19 protein-coding genes are annotated in these 19,357 nt (G+C 61.7%); 7 read left to right on the top strand and 12 right to left on the bottom strand.

The genetic code is table 11. The features are described from left to right. The gene (locus LY631_RS07915) at positions 1–831 is read right to left on the bottom strand and encodes an alpha/beta hydrolase (RefSeq protein WP_274424671.1); all 831 of its coding nucleotides are present in this window, start codon (positions 829–831) and stop codon (positions 1–3) included. A gap of 255 nt (positions 832–1,086) precedes the next feature. On the opposite strand from LY631_RS07915, the gene LY631_RS07920 reads away from it, so the two are divergent. The 7 genes from LY631_RS07920 to LY631_RS07950 all read left to right on the top strand — a co-directional run bounded on the left by LY631_RS07920 (position 1,087) and on the right by LY631_RS07950 (position 8,119). After that, complete coding sequence (locus LY631_RS07920; RefSeq protein ID WP_274424673.1) at positions 1,087–2,712, top strand: AMP-binding protein; 1,626 nt, start codon at positions 1,087–1,089, stop codon at positions 2,710–2,712. Then, complete coding sequence (kynA, locus tag LY631_RS07925; RefSeq protein WP_274424674.1) at positions 2,709–3,545, top strand: tryptophan 2,3-dioxygenase; 837 nt, start codon at positions 2,709–2,711, stop codon at positions 3,543–3,545. The genes LY631_RS07920 and kynA overlap by 4 nt, the downstream gene beginning before the upstream one ends. 29 nt (positions 3,546–3,574) lie before the next feature. After that, complete coding sequence (locus tag LY631_RS07930) at positions 3,575–4,711, top strand: ABC transporter substrate-binding protein (RefSeq protein WP_274424675.1); 1,137 nt, start codon at positions 3,575–3,577, stop codon at positions 4,709–4,711. Between the two features lie 82 nt (positions 4,712–4,793). Continuing rightward, positions 4,794–5,714 (top strand): branched-chain amino acid ABC transporter permease, encoded by a 921-nt coding sequence (locus LY631_RS07935; RefSeq protein WP_274424676.1) that lies wholly within the window; start codon positions 4,794–4,796, stop codon positions 5,712–5,714. Next, the gene (locus tag LY631_RS07940) at positions 5,711–6,694 is read left to right on the top strand and encodes a branched-chain amino acid ABC transporter permease (protein ID WP_274424677.1); all 984 of its coding nucleotides are present in this window, start codon (positions 5,711–5,713) and stop codon (positions 6,692–6,694) included. The genes LY631_RS07935 and LY631_RS07940 overlap by 4 nt, the downstream gene beginning before the upstream one ends. Next, positions 6,687–7,436: an ABC transporter ATP-binding protein gene (locus tag LY631_RS07945; RefSeq protein WP_274424679.1), complete on the top strand. Its 750-nt coding sequence runs from the start codon at positions 6,687–6,689 to the stop codon at positions 7,434–7,436. The genes LY631_RS07940 and LY631_RS07945 overlap by 8 nt, the downstream gene beginning before the upstream one ends. Then, positions 7,433–8,119 carry an ABC transporter ATP-binding protein gene (locus tag LY631_RS07950; protein WP_274424680.1) on the top strand — a complete coding sequence of 229 codons (687 nt, stop codon included), beginning with the start codon at positions 7,433–7,435 and terminating at the stop codon, positions 8,117–8,119. Before LY631_RS07945 ends, LY631_RS07950 begins: the two co-directional genes overlap by 4 nt. Before the next feature lie 53 nt (positions 8,120–8,172). Here LY631_RS07950 and kynU read toward each other — a convergent pair whose 3' ends face one another. The 11 genes from kynU to LY631_RS08005 form a co-directional block, all read right to left on the bottom strand. Continuing rightward, positions 8,173–9,420, bottom strand: coding sequence for a kynureninase (gene kynU / locus LY631_RS07955; protein WP_274424681.1), 1,248 nt, complete (start codon positions 9,418–9,420; stop codon positions 8,173–8,175). A 41-nt stretch (positions 9,421–9,461) separates the two neighbouring features. Continuing rightward, complete coding sequence (locus tag LY631_RS07960) at positions 9,462–10,034, bottom strand: DNA-3-methyladenine glycosylase (protein WP_274424682.1); 573 nt, start codon at positions 10,032–10,034, stop codon at positions 9,462–9,464. A gap of 12 nt (positions 10,035–10,046) precedes the next feature. Further along, positions 10,047–10,442 (bottom strand): RidA family protein, encoded by a 396-nt coding sequence (locus LY631_RS07965; RefSeq protein WP_274424683.1) that lies wholly within the window; start codon positions 10,440–10,442, stop codon positions 10,047–10,049. Positions 10,443–10,525: 83 nt separating this feature from the next. Further along, a complete protein-coding gene (locus LY631_RS07970) occupies positions 10,526–11,674 on the bottom strand; it encodes an acyl-CoA dehydrogenase family protein (protein ID WP_274424685.1) in 1,149 nt (382 codons plus the stop codon). 231 nt (positions 11,675–11,905) lie between these two features. After that, entirely contained in the window at positions 11,906–12,709 is an 804-nt protein-coding gene (locus tag LY631_RS07975; RefSeq protein ID WP_274425088.1) for an enoyl-CoA hydratase family protein, read from the bottom strand. 11 nt (positions 12,710–12,720) lie between these two features. After that, positions 12,721–13,197 (bottom strand): MarR family winged helix-turn-helix transcriptional regulator, encoded by a 477-nt coding sequence (locus LY631_RS07980; RefSeq protein ID WP_274424686.1) that lies wholly within the window; start codon positions 13,195–13,197, stop codon positions 12,721–12,723. Continuing rightward, a complete protein-coding gene (locus tag LY631_RS07985) occupies positions 13,191–13,949 on the bottom strand; it encodes an SDR family NAD(P)-dependent oxidoreductase (RefSeq protein WP_274424687.1) in 759 nt (252 codons plus the stop codon). The genes LY631_RS07980 and LY631_RS07985 overlap by 7 nt, the downstream gene beginning before the upstream one ends. 46 nt (positions 13,950–13,995) lie before the next feature. Then, entirely contained in the window at positions 13,996–16,287 is a 2,292-nt protein-coding gene (locus tag LY631_RS07990; RefSeq protein ID WP_274424688.1) for a bifunctional salicylyl-CoA 5-hydroxylase/oxidoreductase, read from the bottom strand. 144 nt (positions 16,288–16,431) lie between these two features. Beyond that, entirely contained in the window at positions 16,432–17,709 is a 1,278-nt protein-coding gene (locus LY631_RS07995) for an L-fuconate dehydratase (RefSeq protein ID WP_274424690.1), read from the bottom strand. Positions 17,710–17,749: 40 nt separating this feature from the next. Beyond that, positions 17,750–18,595, bottom strand: coding sequence for a fumarylacetoacetate hydrolase family protein (locus LY631_RS08000; RefSeq protein WP_274424692.1), 846 nt, complete (start codon positions 18,593–18,595; stop codon positions 17,750–17,752). A 16-nt stretch (positions 18,596–18,611) separates the two neighbouring features. Then, positions 18,612–19,346, bottom strand: coding sequence for an SDR family oxidoreductase (locus LY631_RS08005; RefSeq protein ID WP_274424693.1), 735 nt, complete (start codon positions 19,344–19,346; stop codon positions 18,612–18,614). Between the last annotated feature and the right edge of the window lie 11 nt (positions 19,347–19,357).

Genomic DNA, 19,357 nt, shown 5'->3' on the forward strand with positions numbered 1-19,357 from the left:
TTATTCTGAAAGCAGCGTCCGCGTTAGCGCGTGATGCGGATCGATCAGCCCGTCAATAACGTTGAAGTGGTGTCTATCCGGCTCGACCACAGTGGAGGTTGTCGCGCCCAATCCGGTCCAGATATTAGCGAGCAGCGCATTCTGGCGCAGGAACTCCGCGCGCTCGCCACCGCCCACCCAACACGTGATGCGGGCGCCCTCCACGGGGCACAGCAGCGCGGGGCTTTCGGCCAGCGCCTCGGCCTCATCGAGCCCCAGGTTCTCGTTCATTGCCGTGCGCATCAGCGGGCGCAGATCATGCACGCCGGAAATCGAGATGACGCGGCGGATGCGCCCGCGTACCGCGGTTGAAAGCGGTGTCGGCTCAGAAACCACGCGGCTGACGAGATGCCCTCCCGCGGAATGGCCGGCAAGCATGATCGGTCCTTCGACCATCTCCGCCGCCTTTTCGATCGCCGTTGCGATCTCGCGAACGATGCCGCCGATTCGAATGCCTGGACAAAGCGTATAGGAGGGTAAAGCGACAACGTAACCACGGGCGAGTGAACCGGCCGCGAATTGAGACCAGTGGTTCTTGTCGAACTTCTGCCAATACCCTCCGTGAACGAAGACAACCAACCCCCTGGATAATTCCGCCGGCTGGAACAAGTCCATTTGCTGGCGAGGCGCGTCGCCATACGGAACGTCCAGTTTCGCGCGGCCCGTGGCGGCTAACTCTTCGCGAAACGCCTGCGCCTTCTCCGCCCACAATGCCGGCCAACGGTCCCCGCCGGGAATATGCGGCCCGTTTGCATATGCGTCATCCCAATCCTTGATCGAGCGCTCCAACACGCGAGTCCTCCCCCCGTTTCGTCCCGTTTCAAGTTGCATAGGAGCGGACGCATCACCGGAGAGTCAACCTGCGACTTTTGAAAGCTTTATGCTTGAAGTATTTTCTATTGGGTGCGATGCTGCGCCCGATGGAGGAAGATCGGGAGGCCCCACCATGCTATGCGAAACACAGCGCCCCTGCTGGCGCGACGCTCGGTCAGCGTACCCCGCTCCCAAAATCTGTCCCTGGACCGGCCATAGATAGGGAGCGCGGACATGCTGGGACCTACAGTTCATGTCGATACGTTTACGCGGGACAATCTCCCGCCGCAGGAAGAATGGCCCGATTTCCTGCTCGATGGCTTCGACTACCCTGAGTTTCTCAATGCAGCGGTGGAACTGACCGATCGCCAGGTGGAGCGCGGTTTTGGCGACCACGTCGCCCTGATCGGCAACGGCCGGCGGCGCACCTACAAAGAGCTTTCCGACTGGACCAACCGGCTGGCCCATGCGCTGATCGAAAACTATGGCGTCAAGCCGGGCAATCGGGTCCTGATCCGTTCGGCCAACAATCCCGCCATGGTTGCGTGCTGGTTGGCCGCGACCAAGGCCGGAGCGGTCGTGGTCAACACAATACCCATGCTGCGCGCCGGCGAGCTCGCCAAGATCGTCGACAAGGCGGAGATTTCACTGGCCCTGTGCGACACAAGGCTGATGGACGAGATGGTGGCGTGCGCAAAGGGCAGCCGCTTCCTCGAGAAAGTGGTCGGCTTCGACGGTACGGCCAACCACGATGCCGAGCTTGACCGTGTAGCGTTGGACAAACCGGTCACTTTTGATGCCGTGAAGACCGGGCGCGACGATGTCGCGCTGCTTGGGTTCACTTCCGGTACGACCGGAGTGCCGAAGGCCACGATGCACTTTCACCGCGATCTTCTCATCATCGCCGATGGCTACGCCAAGGATGTGCTTGGCGTAACACCGGACGATATCTTCGTCGGTTCGCCGCCCCTCGCCTTCACTTTCGGCCTCGGCGGGCTGGCCGTTTTCCCGTTGCGTTTCGGTGCCGCAGCCGCCCTTTTGGAACAGGCAACGCCCGCCAATATGATCGAACTTATCGAGACCTACCGGGCAACGATCACATTCACCGCGCCGACGGCTTATCGTGCAATGCTCCAGGCGTTGGATGAAGGCGCGGATCTCTCCTCCCTACGCGTTGCCGTCTCTGCGGGCGAGACCCTGCCGGGCCCGGTGTTCGAGGAATGGGTCCGGAAGACAGGTACTCCGATCCTGGACGGAATCGGCGCGACCGAGATGCTGCACATATTCATTTCCAACCGCTTCAACGACATGCGGCCGGGATGCACCGGCCGACCGGTGCGTGGCTATGAGGCGCGGATTGTCGATGAGGAAATGCAGGGAGTACCGCGCGGTACGGTGGGGCGCCTGGCTGTTCGTGGGCCGACCGGTTGCCGCTACATGGCGGATGATCGCCAGCGGGAGTATGTGCGGGATGGCTGGAACCTTACCGGGGACTCATTTTTGCAGGACGAGGAAGGCGCGTTCCATTTCGTCTCCCGCTCTGACGACATCATCCTGAGCGCAGGATACAATATCGCCGGACCGGAGGTCGAAGCGGCCCTGCTTTCGCATTCGGATGTCGCCGAATGCGCTGTTGTCGGCGCGCCCGATCTCGACCGGGGGCAGATCGTTGAGGCGCATGTCGTCCTCGCCAACGGCGTGACACCGGACGAGATGTGCATCAAGCGACTGCAGGACCACGTCAAGGCCACGATAGCGCCCTACAAGTATCCGCGATCGGTGAAATTCCTGGACTGTCTGCCCAAAACCCAGACCGGCAAGATCCAGCGCTTTCGGTTGAGGACAAAGGAGACGGCTTGAGCAAGCCCTACGATCCGGCAAAGGAAGGTGCGCAGATCTCGTTCGAGGACCGCATGTCCTATAGCGACTATCTGCATCTTGAGCAGGTTTTGAACGCGCAGGCGCCGCTTTCGTCCGCGCATGACGAAATGCTGTTCATCATTCAGCATCAGACTTCCGAATTGTGGATGAAGCTTGCTATCCATGAAATCGGATCGGCCATGCGCGCTATCCGCACCGATCAGTTGGAGCCGTCCTTCAAGATGCTGACCCGGGTCGCCCGGATCTTCGAGCAGTTGAACAGCGCCTGGGACGTGCTGCGCACGATGACGCCCAGCGAATATACAAGCTTTCGTGATGCGCTCGGCCAGTCCTCGGGCTTTCAGTCATGGCAATACCGGGCCATCGAATTCATGGCTGGTAACCGGAATCCTGCTTTGCTCCGGCCGCATGAGCACCAGCCAGACCTCCTGGAAAAGCTTGAGGCAATCCTCATCAAGCCTTCTCTCTATGACGAGGCCATTCTTCTGCTTGAGCGCAATGGCTTCGATATCGGTGCGGATGCAAAGCGCACGGATTGGCGCGAGACGCGGAAGGAAAACGAGGCGGTGCTTGCGGCTTGGCGAGCGGTCTATCGGGAGCCGCAGCGACATTGGATGTTCTACGAACTGGCGGAAAAACTGGTCGACTTTGAAGACTATTTCAGGCGCTGGCGCTTTAATCACGTAACGACCGTCGAACGCATCATTGGCATGAAGCGGGGAACCGGCGGCACGTCCGGCGTCACCTATCTGAGAAAGATGCTGGAGGTTGAACTCTTTCCGGAACTCTGGAAAGTACGTACACAACTGTAACAAACGATCTTTAGTGGGAGGAAATGAAAATGAGAAGTATTCTGGCCACGGGCCTGCTCGGCTTGTCGCTCTCGGTCTCAGGTCTTGCCAATGCCGAACCGGTCAAGATCGGCGTGATCACCACGCTCTCGGGCGGTGGCTCGGGCCTTGGTATCGATATGCGCGACGCTTTCACACTGGCTATCGATCGGTCCGGCAATGAGGATGTCGAGCTTGTCATAGAAGACGATGCACAGAAGCCCGAGATGGCGGTGCAGATCGCCAACAAGATGATTCAAAGCGACAATGTCGACCTTATGACCGGCATCATCTGGTCGAATCTCGCTATGGCGGTCGTGCCCAGCGTAACGGCGCAGGACGTTATCTATCTCTCACCCAACGCCGGCCCTTCGGCCCTTGCCGGTGAGCGCTGCCACCCCAACTATTTCAACGTCGCCTATCAGAACGACAATTTCCACGAGGCGATGGGGCAGTACGCCAACGAGGATTACAAGAACACATTCATCCTCGCGCCCAACTACCCGGCCGGGAAGGATTCGCTCACTGGTTTCAAGCGCTTCTATGAGGGCGAACTGGCCGGCGAAATCTACACCCAGGTGGGTCAGACCGATTATGCGGCGGAGATCGCGCAGATCCGCTCGTCAGGGGCGGACTCGGTCTTTTTCTTCCTGCCCGGCGGCATGGGGATTTCCTTCATGAAGCAGTATGCCCAGTCCGGGCTCGACATTCCGGTCATGGGCCCTGCCTTCTCCTTCAGCCAGGATGTCCTGCCAGCCGTTGGTGAAGCCGCTCTCGGCGTGAAGAACTCGGCGACCTGGTCGAAGGATCTCGACAACGAGGCCAACAAAGCCTTCGTAGAAGCCTTCACGGAAGAGTATGGCCGCCTGCCCTCGGTCTACGCCGCGCAGAGCTGGGACACCGCGAACCTGATCCTCTCGGCGCTCGAGAAGGCAAGCCCCGACGATAAGGAAGCCTTCCGCGCGGCGCTCAAGGAAGCCGATTTCGACTCGGTGCGTGGCGAGTTCGCCTTCAACACCAACAATCACCCGATCCAGAACGTGTATATCCGCGAGGTCGTGGAGGAAGACGGCGAGTTGACCAACAAGGTGGTCGCCACCGCGTTCGAAGATCACGAGGATGCGTTCGCACAAGACTGCAGCATGTAAGCTGATTCATCCCGCGCCGGTGGCCCTGAGCGGCAGCCGGCGCGGGCTTTTTGAGCCTTCCCGAACGCCTTCCGGATCACCCTTGTCCCTCGCGCTCCTGATCGAACAACTCCTCAACGGGCTTCAGCTCGGCGTCATGCTGTTCCTCATGGCGGCGGGCCTTACGCTCATTTTCGGAGTCATGGGGCTGATTAATCTTGCGCACGGCTCCCTCTACATGGTGGGCGCCTTTGCCTGCGCGATCGTCGCGGCGGCCACAGGGTCGTTCTGGATCGGGCTGGCCGCCAGTCTCGTCGCGGCGGCTGCTGCGGGCGCTATTGTGGAGGTCACGGTCATCCGCCGCCTCTATGACCGAGACCACCTCGACCAGGTGCTCGCCACTTTCGCGCTTATTCTCGTATTTTCCGAGGGGACGCGCTGGGTGTTCGGCTCCTTCCCTCTCTATCTCGACATTCCCCCGCTGCTTCAGGGCGCCGTTCCACTGCCGGGAGGAGGCCAGTATCAGCTCTACCGGCTGGCCATCATCGGCGTCGGCATCGCCGTCGCCATCGGCCTTTATCTCCTGATTTCGCGCACGAGGCTCGGCATGCGCATCCGCGCCGGCGAATCCGACCGTGAGATGATCGCCGCGCTCGGCGTCGATATCAAAACGCTTTATACGGTTGTGTTCGCGCTGGGGGCTGCCTTGGCAGGCCTTGCCGGGGCGCTTGTGGGTGCATTGCAGTCGGTGCAGGTGGGGATGGGCGAGCCGGTGCTCATTCTTGCATTCGTGGTCATCGTGATCGGCGGCATCGGCTCGATCAAGGGCGCGCTCTTCGGTGCGATCCTCGTCGGCGTGGTCGATACCATGGGACGGGTTCTCCTGCCCCAGGCGCTCTCCCTTATGCTCCCGCCATCCCAGGCCGGGCTGGTGGGCGGGGCCTTGGCCTCGATGCTCATTTACATCGTGATGGCGCTGATCCTCGCGTTCAGGCCCAGCGGACTTTTCGGGGCGCAGTCATGAAGGCGACGGGAGCCCGTGAAATCATCGCCAACGCGACCATCGCGCTGCTGCTTCTGGCCGTTCCGCTGGCCGCGTCCGCGATGGGCGAGCCGTTTTACGTAACGCTTGCAACGCGCATCACCATCCTGGCGCTCGCGGCGGCGGGGCTCAACATCGCGCTGGGCCTGGGCGGGCTGGTATCCTTCGGCCACGCGGCCTTCTTCGGCCTCGGTGGTTACGCGGCCGGAATCATGGCGGCGCATGCGTTCAATGCGGAACCGTTCTTCCTCGGCCTCGACTCCACGACCTCCATGCCGGTGATCTGGCTGGTCGCGATCGTGACGTGTGGGCTCGTGGCGCTACCCATCGGGGCCATCAGCCTGCGCACCTCGGGCGTCTATTTCATCATGATCACGCTCGCGTTCGCGCAGATGATCTACTATTTCGCGAACTCCTGGCCGGCTTATGGCGGCCAGGACGGCCTTCCGATCTTCATTCGCAACACCTTTCCCGGAGTGAACACCGCGCAGCCCCTGCCATTCTTCCTGTTGTGCTACGCTGCGCTTCTTCTGGCGCTTCTCATGTTCTGGTCGTTGCGCAATTCACGTTTCGGCGCCGCACTGCAGGCCGCGAGGCAGAATTCCGTGCGGGTTTCCGCCGTCGGCATCGCCCCTTTCAATGTGCGGCTGGTTGCGTTCGTCATCTCGGCGATGGTCACGGGGCTGGCCGGCGCGTTATTTGCCGATCTGAACAGGTTCGTCAGCCCCTCAATGCTGTCGTGGCACATGTCCGGCGAGCTGATCGTTCTTATCGTCCTGGGCGGCATCGGCCGCCTCTTCGGTCCGGTCGCCGGAGCGATGCTTTTCGTCCTGCTCGAGCATTTCCTCGGTGGGGTTACCGAGCGCTGGCAGCTCTTCTTGGGGCTCATTCTGCTCGGCGTCGTCCTGTTTGCGCGTGGCGGCCTTCTGGGCATGATCGCGGGGAAAGCGCGCCATGGCTGAGCCGGTCCTGACAATCCGGGAGCTCGAAAAGAGCTTTGGTGCGCTGAAGGCTACCGACGGGGTGAGCATCGATCTGATGCCGGGCGAGATCCATGCGCTCATCGGCCCCAATGGCGCCGGCAAGAGTACACTGATCCATCAGGTTTCCGGCTCCATCAAGCCTGACCGCGGCACGATCCATTTTCTCGGCCAGGACATGGCCGGGCTGGATGTGGCAGCACGGGCCCGGTTTGGACTGGCACGCAGTTTCCAGACGTCGTCACTCGCACAGGAATTCTCGGCCTTGCGCAATGTCATGCTGGCGGTTCAGGCCAAGCAGGGCTCCAGTTTGCGCGTTTTCCGCCCGGTGATGCGCGACCGCAGCCTGATCGAGCCTGCGCTGGCGATACTCGAGCGCGTCGGACTGGCCGGGCGCGCGCATGTCCCCGCGGCGGAGCTGTCGCACGGCGAGCGCCGGCAACTCGAGATTGCCATCGCGCTGGCGCTGGAGCCGAAGGCGTTTCTCCTGGACGAGCCGATGGCCGGCATGGGGCCGGAAGGCTCCAAGGTGCTGACCGGGTTTCTCGACGATCTGCGGCATGAAGCGCCGATTCTCCTGGTCGAGCACGATATGGATGCCGTCTTTGCGCTGGCCGATCGCATTTCCGTTCTGGTCTACGGACGGATTATCGCATCGGGAACGGTCGAGGAAATCCGCAACGATCCGGAGGTCCGCCGGGCCTATCTTGGAGACGCCGCATGAGCCTGCTGGACGTCAGGAACGTGGAAACCTTCTATGGCGCGTCACAGGCGCTCTTCGGCGTGAGTCTTGATGTGAAGGAGGGAGAAGTCGTTGCGCTCATGGGCCGCAACGGTATGGGCAAGACGACGACGATCAGCTCCATCTTTGGCCTCACCCGTCCGCGTTCGGGATCGATCCGTTTCGCGGACCGGGAGATTGCCGGTATGCTGCCCCACCGTATCGCACGGCTGGGCCTCGGTCTTGTGCCCGAAGGCCGCCGCTGCTTTCCCAACCTCACAGTGTCGGAAAATCTCATGGCGGCGGCGCGCGGAGAGGACTGGACATTTGAGAAGGTCGTCGAGCTCTTTCCCCGGCTGGGCGAACGGCGTGACCAGTACGCCGACTCCCTTTCCGGAGGCGAGCAGCAGATGCTGGCGATAGGCCGAGCCCTGATGACCAATCCGAGACTCCTCGTCCTCGACGAGGCGACCGAGGGGCTGGCACCCGTCATCCGCCATGATATCTGGCGTGCGATCGCCAGGCTCAAGGCGGAAGGCCAGTCCATTCTCATAGTCGACAAGACGCTCTTGGAGCTTTTGGCCCTGGCCGACCGCTGCTTTGTTCTGGAAAAGGGCGTAACCGTCTTCGAAGGCTCGCCCCAGGCGCTCACACCGGAGCTTCAGGACCGCTATCTGGGGGTTTGAAAGCTGACGAGTTCAGACCAGGTTCGCTGGCATGATCCCCGAATTTTCGTGTTCTAAGTCACCGGTGCCCTGACGGCATAGCGTTCGTCTTTCCACGCGGCGGTGCGCAGAACCTCGTCCAGAATATCGACAGCGCGCCAAACATCTTCATATCCGATGTAGAGCGGAGCAAAGCCGAAGCGGATGGTGGACGGCGCGCGGAAGTCACCAATCACCCCGCGAGCGATCAACGCCTGCATGATCTCGTAAGCGTGCTCATGGGCGAAGGAGACCTGGCTTCCGCGCCGGGCTCCTTCACGGGGGCTCTCGAGCGACAGGCCGAAGGAGCCGCACCTGACCTCCACCAGATCGATGAAAAGATCGGTGAGAGCAATGCTCTTTTCGCGCACGACGGCCATATCGACATCCTGCCAGATGTCGAGGGCACCCTTGAGCACCCGCAGTGATAAAACCGCCTGCGTGCCGCACTGGAACTTGCGGATGCCGGGGTCCGCATCGAAACTCTGTTCGAATGCAAAGGGGCGCGCATGGCCCCACCAGCCGCTCAATGGCTGGCGTGCCTCGGCCTGATGCCGTTTGGCCGCGTAGATGAAGGCCGGGCTTCCGGGGCCGCCATTCAGATATTTGTATGTACAGCCGACGGCGAAGTCCGCGCCTGCAGCGTCAAGCTCGACCGGCAAGGCGCCGGCCGAGTGGCAGAGGTCCCAGATCGCCAGCGCGCCGGCGTCATGGATCTTGCGTGTCAGCGCCGCCATATCCTGCAGCTCGCCTGTCTTGTAATTGACGTGATTGATGAGGACGGCGGCGACCCGCTCGTCGAGCAGATCCTCAATGACGGGCGCATCCACGCCTGCGAGCCGAACCTGCGTCTGCGGCCGGGATGCTGCCGCTCCCGCTGCCATGTAAATGTCAGTGGGAAAGCTGTCGCCTTCCGCGACAATGACGGTGCGATCCGGCCGCAAGCCCATGGCCGCGTGCAGTGCTTTGTAGATGTTGATCGACGTTGTGTCGCTGACGACCACCTGCCCGGCGGCGGCACCGACAAGGCGGCCGATCCTATCGCCGAGTTCCAGTGGCAGGTCGAACCATCCTGCATCGTTCCAACTGCGGATAAGCCCTTCAGCCCATTCCTCCCGCGTGGCTCTTTCAAGCTCGCCTAATACTTCCTGCGATGCCGGCCCCAGGGAATTGCCGTCGAGATAAATAACGCCTTCGGGGAGAGTAAAGCGTTTACGCATGGAGCGTAACGGGTCGGCAGCATCCATCGCTTCAATAGCGGCTGAGTCCGGCGTTCCAGTCATACTGATATCCTCCAAGGCAGCCGAGGGGTTGGACCGGACGCTCAGAATCGGCGGCTGACATAGGGTGAATCCTTCAGTCCGAAGCGCCACGGCGTTTCAGCCGCGCGAGTGATGCCAATACGCGTCCCGACAGCGACAGGAACATTCTCCGTTGCAAGCCTTAGCGCAAAAGGTGCCGCATAAAGGGGTGCTCCGTCCAGCGTCCCGTCCACACCGAGCGCCTGACAGAGGCGGCCCGGACCCGAGCAGAGCTGCAAGGGAGAGGTCATTCGCCGCCGCTCCTGCATCCGTTCTATACCCGCCGTCGGCTGTAGCGCACGGATCAGCACCGCACTTCCTGGAAGGCAGACAAAGTTCAGACACCAATGAATCCCGTAGGATCGATAGACATACGCATGCGCGGGCGCCCCGAACATAGCCCTGTTCCGGGGCGTCGGCCCTCGGTAGCTGTGCGAGGCCGGGTCCTCGTGATCGTAAGCCTCCGTTTCTACAATAAGGCCGCCCGCAGAACCCAAAGAGAGCTGCGCCCCTACAAGGTCCTTCGCCACCGCAGGCGCGGGCTGCGAAAAAAACTCAATCAGTTTGGTGCTATGGGACGTATTCGGTGCACACATCTGTACCGTCGCTCAGTCCGGAACCACTGCCATGGCCTGTATCTCGACCTTGGCACGGTCTTCCATGAGTGCAGCGACCTGCACCGCGGCCATTGCCGGGAAATGCCGGCCGATTACGTCGCGATAGGCGCGTCCGATTTCCTTCAGGTTCGACAGATATTCCTGCTTATCGGTATAATACCAGGTCATCGAAGTGATGTGCTCGGGCCGGGCGCCGGCCTCGCCGAGTATCGCGACGACATTCGCAAGCGTCTGGCGCACCTGCCCCACCAGATCGTCGCTTTCAAATTCGGAGTGGCTGTTCCATCCGATCTGGCCACCGACGAAGACCAGCCTTCCGCGCGCGGCAACTCCATTTGCGTAGCCGACGGGCTTGGCCCATCCATCGGGTTGCAGAATTTCGTGCATTCAAATCTCCGGGCGATTGGCGGGAATAGAAGCGAGCAATGGGGCCGGCGGGACGACACCGGCGGCAGAGCGGATCATTAAATTCATTTCATACCCATTGTCTGCCTGGAAATGACGACCTTCTGGACATCGCTTGCACCTTCATAGATGCGCAGGGCGCGTATCTCGCGATAAAGGCTCTCGACGATGTGGCCCTTACGCACGCCGTCTCCGCCGTGAAGCTGCACTGCCTTGTCGATGACCTGCTGGGCGCGCTCGGTAGCGAAGAGTTTTGCCATGGCCGCCTCGCGCGTGACACGGTCCGCACCCATGTCCTTCGTCCATGCGGCGCGGTAGACGAGCAGGGCCGCCGCGTCGACGTCGAGTGTCATGTCGGCGATATGGCCCTGAACCATCTGCAACTCGGCCATCGGCGCGCCGAACAGTTCGCGTTCGCTCGCCCTTTTCAGGCTCTCATCGAGTGCGCGGCGGGCGAAACCCAGCGCCGCCGCGCCCACAGTGGAGCGGAATACGTCTAGCACGGACATGGCGATGCGGAAGCCCTTGCCCGACTCGCCGATCAGGGCCGAGGCGGGAATGCGCGCATCTTCAAAGGACAAGCGCGCGAGTGGGTGCGGCGCCATAACCTCCAGCCGCTCGGCGATGTTCAGCCCCTTGGTATCAGCGGGGACGAGAAAAGCCGAAAGGCCCTTGGCGCCCGGAGCCTCTCCGGTACGGGCGAAGACCACATGGACATCGGCAATGCCGCCATTGGATATCCACGTCTTCTCGCCGTTAAGCACGTAATGGTCGCCCTGGCGCTCGGCCGTCATGTCCATATTGGCCACGTCGGAGCCGGAGCGCGGCTCCGTGAGAACGAAGGCCGAAATCGCCTTCCCCGCGCGCGTTTTTTTCAGCCAGCGTTGTTGCTCGGGCGAACCGAAAAAGCTGATCGCGCCCGTGCCGAGACCCTGCATGGCGAAGGAGAAATCAGCCAGGCCGTCATGACGCGCCAGCGTCTCCCGCGTGATGCAAAGCGTGCGCACATCGAGCGGTGCGGGAGTGTCGGGATCGACGCCCGTCGGTTTCAGCCAGCCATCTTTCCCGAGCTTCGCCACCAGTTCCCGGCAGGCGGTATCGACATCATCATGGGCAACGGGCAGGTTGGCCGCACACCATTCCTCCAGCCGCTCGGCGTAGTGGCGATGACGGTCCTCGAAAAAGGGCCAGGAAAGAAAGGAGCGATCAGGCATTTCCAAGCTCCTGAGTGGAAACGAGCAATCGCAGGCCGTGATGAGAGGCGCCCCTCCTCCCCCTCGACAGGGGAGGTGCCGAGCGCAGCGAGGCGGAGGGGGTGCGCCTGCGTGGACAGCGAGGGACGAGCACCCCCTCCGGCCCACCTTCGGCAGTCCACCTCCCCCCTCGACGGGGAGGTGGGACAGCTAACCAGAGCCGGGACGATCGGGTGTGAAGTCCAGCGCTCATCAGTTCCCCTCGAAGACCGGTTTTTCCTTGGCGACGAAGGCTTTGTAGGCGCGTTCGAAATCCTTCGTCTGCATGCAGATCGCCTGCGCCTGGGCTTCCGCCTCGATCGCCTGCTCCAGGCCCATCGACCATTCCTGATTGAGCTGGGTCTTGGTGATTCCGTGCGCGAAGGTCGGGCCTGAGACGATGCGCTCGGCGAGTGTGAGCGCCTCCTCGTCCAGTTCTTCGGCCCCAACAAGGCGGTTGAAGAAGCCCCAGCGCTCGCCCTCCTCCCCGCTCATCGTGCGGCCGGTATAGAGAAGCTCGGCGGCACGCGCCTGTCCGATTATCCTCGGCAGGATGGCGCACGCGCCCATGTCGCAGCCGGCGAGGCCGACGCGCGTGAAAAGGAAGGCCGTCTTGGCCTCGGGGGTGGCAATGCGCATGTCCGAGGCCATCGCCAGAATCGCGCCGGCGCCCACGGCGACACCATCCACGGCGGCGATAATCGGCTTTCCGCAATTGAGCATCGCCTTGACCAGATCGCCAGTCATGCGGGTGAAGGCGAGCAATTCCTTCATCTCCATGCCGACCAGCGGGCCGATGATGTCGTGGACATCGCCGCCGGAGCAGAAATTCCCGCCATTGGGCAGCAGCACCACCGCGTCGACATCATCGGCATGAGCAATGTCGCGAAACGCATCGCGTAGTTCGGCGTAAGATTCGAAAGTGATCGGGTTCTTCCGTTCCGGCCGATCAAGCTGCACAATCCCCACGCGCCGCTGCACCCGCCAGCGGAAATGTTTCGGCGCAAAATCGGCCATCTGCACAGGCTTCAATGTTCAGCCTCCCAGTTGCTGCGGAACGCATGGAGCATTTCGGACAGGCGCTTCACCTCGTGCGCATCAATGCCACCCAGAAGTTCCGAAATCCATTTCTCGTGCGCCGCCGCCATTTCCCGAAAACGTTCTGTCCCGGTTTGCGTCAGCTTGACGACGGAAGTGCGCCTGTCGCCGTCGCGCTTGGCTCGGACCACATGTCCATCCGTCACCAGCCGGTCGACAATGCCCGTCACATTGCCGTTCGAGACGAGCAGGAAGCGCGACAGGTCACTCATCAACATGCCGTCCGGCTGACGATAGAGCGCCGACATCACGTCGAAACGCGGCATCGTTGAATCAAATTCACGCTTGAGCCGCTCGCGCAGTTCCGATTCCACAATACGCGTCGTGCGCAAGAGCCGGATCCAAAGCCTCAGGCGCTCTTTGTCTCCGCCCTTCGGATCGATCACCGACAACGACGCGCTCACCATGTCTCGCCCCCCGAAATGGAAACCGCTTGCCCGTTCACGGAGCCGGCGCCCTTGCTGCAGAGCCAGACGACCGCGGAGGCGACTTCGTCGGGCTGAATGAATTTCTTCTGCGGGTTGCCGGCGAGCAGGCTTGCGCGTGCTTCTTCTTCCGTTCGTCCGGTCTTTTCGACGATCCGGGCAACCGACTCCTGCAGCATCTCGGTTTCGACGTAACCCGGGCAGACGGCATTCACCGTCACGCCGGTTTTGGCCAACTCGGTGGCCAGCGCGCGCATCAGTCCGACAACGCCATGTTTCGATGCGACGTAAGGGGCGACATAGCCGTAGCCCTTCAGCCCTGCCACAGAGGCAATGAAAATGATGCGTCCGGCCTTTCGCTCAGCCATTCCCGCCAGCGCGGGCTGGACGGTCAGGAAAGATCCCGTGAGATTGACGTCGAGCGTCTTCTTCCAGTCGGAAAGCTTCGTTTTTGCCGCCGGCGCGCTGGTGGCCGTGCCGGCATTGGCGACCACGATATCAAAGGGGCCGCGCTCGGACTCGGCTTGTGAATACAGGCGCTCGACCGATTCCGGATCCGTGATATCGGCGGGGATGGCATGAATGTGCGGATGCTCGCTGGCCACCGCCTCGAGAGCCTCGGCGGTTCGCCCGCATATGGTGACCGCAACGTCGGCCTCGGCGAGCGCCAGGGCGATCTCACGGCCGACACCCGAGCCGCCGCCTGTTACCAATGCGTGCCGTCCGGCGATCATGGGAGAGGCCTCCTAGGTCTGCAGGTGTTTCGGTAAAGCAGCATCGTCACACCTTACCCGACATCGCGTCCTGCCGCTCCTGGAGGCGATAGGCCTGATCGCGGCCGGGCAGATAGGGATCCGGCCATTTCATATGCCGATCGCCCAGGCTCACCGCGGCGTGCAGCGTCCAATAAGGATCGGCCAGGTGGGGCCGCGCGAGGCAGACCAGATCCGCCCTGCCCGCCATCAGGATCGAGTTCACGTGATCCGGCTCGAAGATATTGCCGACCGCCATGGTCGCCATGCCCGTCTCGTTGCGAATGCGGTCGGAGAACGGCGTCTGGAACATGCGGCCGTAGACGGGCCGTGCACGATTCGAGGTCTGTCCGGCCGAGACATCGCAGATATCCACGCCGGCCGCCTGCAGCATGCGCGCGATCTCGACCGCATCCTCCGGCTCTATGCCTTCGTCGCCCACCCAGTCATTGGCGGAGATGCGCACGGAAATCGGCTTCTCCTCCGGCCATGCCGCGCGAACCGCACGGTACACCTCTAGCGGGTAGCGCATGCGGTTTTCCAGGCTACCGCCGTACTCGTCGGTACGCCGGTTGGTCAAAGGCGTGATGAAGGACGACAGCAGATAACCGTGCGCCATGTGCAATTCAAGCATGTCGAAGCCGGCGCGGTCGGCCATTTCCGCTGAGGCGACGAAGGCGTCGCGCACCTCATCCATATCCTGCCGGGTCATGGCTTTCGGCACCGGGTTAACCTCGGACCAGGGCACCTCCGAGGCCGCCATGACGGGCCAGTTGCCCTCGGCGAGCGGGGCATCCATCTCCTCCCAGCCTAGCTGAGTCGAGCCTTTCCCTCCGGAATGGCCGATCTGGGCGCAGATCTTGGCTTCGGTTTCGCTGTGCACGAAATCCACGATCCGCTTCCAAGCGGATTCGTGCTCCGGCTTGTAAAAACCCGGACAACCCGGGGTAATACGTCCCTCGGGGCTCACGCATGTCATCTCGATGTAGATGAGGCCCGCTCCGCCCTTGGCGCGCTCGGCGTAATGCGCGAAATGCCAGTCGGTCGGGCAGCCATCCACCGCCTTGTACTGCGCCATGGGCGAGACCACGACGCGGTTCTTCAGATCCATGTCGCGCAGCCTGAAGGGGGCGAACATCGGGGCACGCGGGCCGTTGATGTTGTTGCCGGCGCGGCGTTGGAACCACGCTTCCGCTTCGTTCAACCAGTCAGGATCGCGCATGCGAAGGTTTTCGTGGCTGATGCGCTGTGAGCGTGTCAGCAGCGAGTAGTTGAACTGGACGGGATCGAGATGGAGATATCGCTCCACATCTTCGAACCACTCCAGCGAATTGCGTGCGGCCGACTGCAGTTTCAAAACTTCCGTGCGGCGAGCGTCCTCATACTTTTCGAAAGCAGCCGGCAGCGTCGGTTCCGAATGGATATGGTCAGCCATCGCCACGGCGCTTTCGAGCGCTAGCTTGGTGCCGGAGCCGATGGAGAAATGCGCGCTCGCCGCCGCATCGCCCATCAGGGCCAGATTCTCGTGCGACCAGCGCTCGCACAGCACGCGCGGGAAGTTGATCCAGGCCGAGCCACGGACGTGATCGGCGTTTGATATGAGCCTGTGCCCGTCCAGATGCGCGGCAAAAATCCGCTCGCAGGTGGCAATCGACTCTTCCTTCGACATGTCGCCGAAGCCGAACTTCGCCCAGGTCTCCTCCGAGCACTCGACGATGAACGTCGCCGTATCGTCGTCGAACTGGTAGGCATGGGCCCAGACCCAGCCGTGTTCCGTCTCCTCGAAGACAAAGGTGAAGGCGTCGTTGAATTTCTGATGCGTCCCAAGCCAGACGAACTTGCATTTGCGGACATCGATGTCGGGCTTGAAGACGTCTGCAAATGCGGCGCGGCTTTTGGAATTCAACCCGTCCGCAGCAATAACAAGATCGTGCTTAGCCATAAGCGGGCGCGGATCGTCGATTTCCGACTGAAAGTGCATCTCGACGCCCAGCGCGCGCGCCCGCTCCTGCAGGAGCGTAAGCAGCTTCTTGCGCCCGATGCCGCAGAAACCGTGGCCGGTGGAGACTGTCCGCGTCCCGCGATAGACGACGGCGATGTCGTCCCAATAGGCGAAATGTTCACGGATCGCCGAGGCGCTTACGGGATCGTTCGCTTCAAGATTGGTGAGCGTCTCGTCCGACAGAACGACGCCCCAGCCAAACGTGTCGTCCGACCGGTTGCGCTCATAGACCGCGACCGCATGATCCGGATCACGCAGTTTCATGGAAACTGCAAAGTAGAGCCCGGCTGGTCCACCTCCAAGAACCGCAACTCTCATTCCATCCATCCTCCTTGCAGGCCATCCAACGACTCGCACTGAAAGGAAGATATTTCAAGTATAAAATTTATGCGCCGGCCGAGTGCAGAAGCCGGCGGTCCCTCCAGACCCATGAGCGACCTGTGGAAGGCGACGGGGCCGCGATCAGCCGCGGAACCGGTGACTCTCGATAGATGCAGGCTTCATTTCAATCGAGAAGCCCGATTTCTCGGGCGGCATGTAGGCAGCGTTCTCAATGCGACAGGGATCGAGGAAATGCTCGTGCAGATGATCGACATACTCGATGACGCGGTCCTCCCTGGTTCCCGAGATCGCCAGATAATCGATCATGGATATATGTTGAACGTATTCGCACAATCCAACTCCGCCGGCATGCGGCCACACCGGGAGCTCGTATTTCGCGGCCATGAGGAGGACGGCGATGACCTCGTTCAGTCCGCCCATGCGACAGGCGTCGATTTGGACGATATCGATGGCGCCCTGGGCAATCAGCTGTTTGAAGATGATCCGATTCTGGCACATCTCGCCCGTGGCCACCTTCACCGGCGCGACGGCCTCTCGGATCTTGCGATGGCCGGCAATATCGTCGGGACTGGTCGGCTCCTCGATAAAATAGGGATCGGCAAAAGCCAGCGCCTTCATCCAATCGATGGCTTCGTTCACCTCCCAGACCTGGTTGGCATCGACCATAATGCGGCGGTCCGGGCCGAGCGCCTCACGCGCGATCCGCAGACGGCGGATGTCATCGTTGAGATCGCCGCCGACCTTCAGCTTAATATGGTCAAAGCCGGCCTCGACCGCTTCTCGGCAAAGCCGCCTCAGCTTGTCGTCATCATAGCCGAGCCAGCCGGCCGACGTTGTGTAACAGGCATAGCCTTCCGCCTCCAGTTTGGTGATACGCTCAGCTTTTCCCGGTTCAGCCTTCTTCAGAAGTTCAAGCGCTTGATCGGGCGTGAGGACGTCGTGCAGATAACGGAAGTCGACAAGCCGGACGATTTCCTCCGGGCTCATCTCGCCAACCAGACGCCAGACTGGCTTGTCTTCCGCCTTTGCCCAGAGATCCCAGACGGCATTGACGACGGCGGCGGTCGCCAGGTGCATCGCGCCCTTGTCGGGCCCGATCCAGCGCAGTTGGCTATCGCCGGTCACATGGCGCCAAAAACGCCCAGCATCAGCCTTGATCCACTCGAGGTCGAGCCCCACGATGAGATGGCGCATCGCCTCGATCGCGGCACAGCAGATGTCGTTGCCCCGCCCTGTCGTAAAGGTCAGTCCATGACCCGCCAGCCCCTCCGTATCGGTTTCGAGGACGACATAAGCCGCCGAATAGTCGGGAGCGGTATTCATCGCGTCCGAGCCGTCCAGGTTCTGCGAGGTCGGGAAGCGTAGATCGAAAGTTTTGAGGTCTGTGATCTTGGTCACGGATGCTGTCCTGTTTCGCGGATTCAATTTTCAGCGGGCGTCAGTCGTCGGCGCGAACGGCCTGTCTCTGGCTTCCCAGACCTTCAATACCGAGTTCGACCGTATCGCCGGACTTCAGGTATCGGGGAGGCTTCATGCCCATACCGACGCCCGGCGGCGTGCCGGTGGATATGACGTCGCCGGGCTGCAGCGACATGAAGCGGCTAAGATAGGAGACGAGGAAGGCCGGTCCGTAGACCATCGTCTTCGTTGAGCCGTCCTGCATCGTCTCGCCATTCACCTTGAGCCACATCTTGAGGTCGAGCGGGTCGGCCACCGCGTCGCGCGTGACCAGCCACGGGCCGACCGGGCCGAAAGTATCGGCCGATTTGCCCTTGGTCCACTGACCGTGATGTTCGATCTGGAAGGCACGCTCGGAGACGTCGTGCACCGTGCAGAAGCCGGCCACATAATCCAGCGCTTCGTCCTCGGAAACGTATTTTGCCGTCTTGCCGATGACGATCCCGAGTTCAACCTCCCAATCGGTTTTCTCGGAACCGCGCGGGATAATCAGATCGTCGTTCGGTCCGCAGATCGCGGAGGTTGCCTTCATGAAGATGATCGGCTCGGGCGGGACTGTCGCGCCTGTTTCGGCGGCGTGGTCGGAGTAGTTGAGGCCGATGCAGATGAATTTCCTGGTACCGGCCACGCAGGGGCCGAGGCGCGGGCTGCCCTCGACGGCGGGAAGGTCAGCGGTGTTGATACGATTCAACCCGGCAAGCGCTGCCGGATCGAGTGCAGCACCGGAAAGATCGGAAAAATGGCCGGAGAGATCGCGGAGAGTGCCGTTCTCGTCGAGAAGACCGGGGCGTTCCTCACCGGGAGCGCCGTAACGCAGCAGTTTCATAGTGATCCTTTCACAGTCAGATGGTCCAGCCGCCATCGATGGCGTAGGCTTGGCCCGTCGTGTAGGTGGCGCTGGCTAGATACATCGCCAGGTCGGCGATTTCCTCGGCCGTTCCGAGACGGCCCATCGGCTGGCGCGCGATGAAGGCGGCCCGTGTGGCCTCGTAGTCGCCGCCTGCTTTCATTCTCTCCTGCAGCGAAGGGCTTTCCACCGTGCCGGGGCAGATGGCGTTGCAGCGGATGCCCTGGTCGACATAATCGGCGGCAACCGACTTGGTCAGGCCAATCACCGCGGCCTTGGTCGTCGTATAGACGAAGCGGTTGGGTACGCCCTTCATGCTGGAGGCGACGGAGGACATGTTGATGATGGCGCCCTCACCGCGCTCAAGCATGCCCGGCAGGACGGCGCGAATGGTGCGCATCATCGAGCGGACATTCAGGTCGAGCGCGAATTCGAAGTCCTCATCTGTCGCTTCCAGTATAGTGCCGGAGTGGACGAAGCCCGCGCAATTGAAAAGAACGTCGAACGCGCCATGCTCGGCGACAAGCGATGTCACAGCCGCATCGTCACGCACGTCGAGATGCGCCGTTTCCAGATCTGCCTCACCAGCAAGTTTGTCGAGCGCCTCATCATTGATGTCGGTAGCGAGTACGCGGGCACCGGCTGCGGAAAAGGCCAGAGCGCTTGCGCGTCCGATCCCCTGCCCGGCCGCTGTCACCAGCACGCGTTTTCCTTGCAGCTTTTCTGTCATGGCTTCTGAAG

The sequence above is a fragment of the Chelativorans sp. YIM 93263 genome, assembly GCF_028767125.1.
GTDB lineage: Bacteria > Pseudomonadota > Alphaproteobacteria > Rhizobiales > Rhizobiaceae > Chelativorans.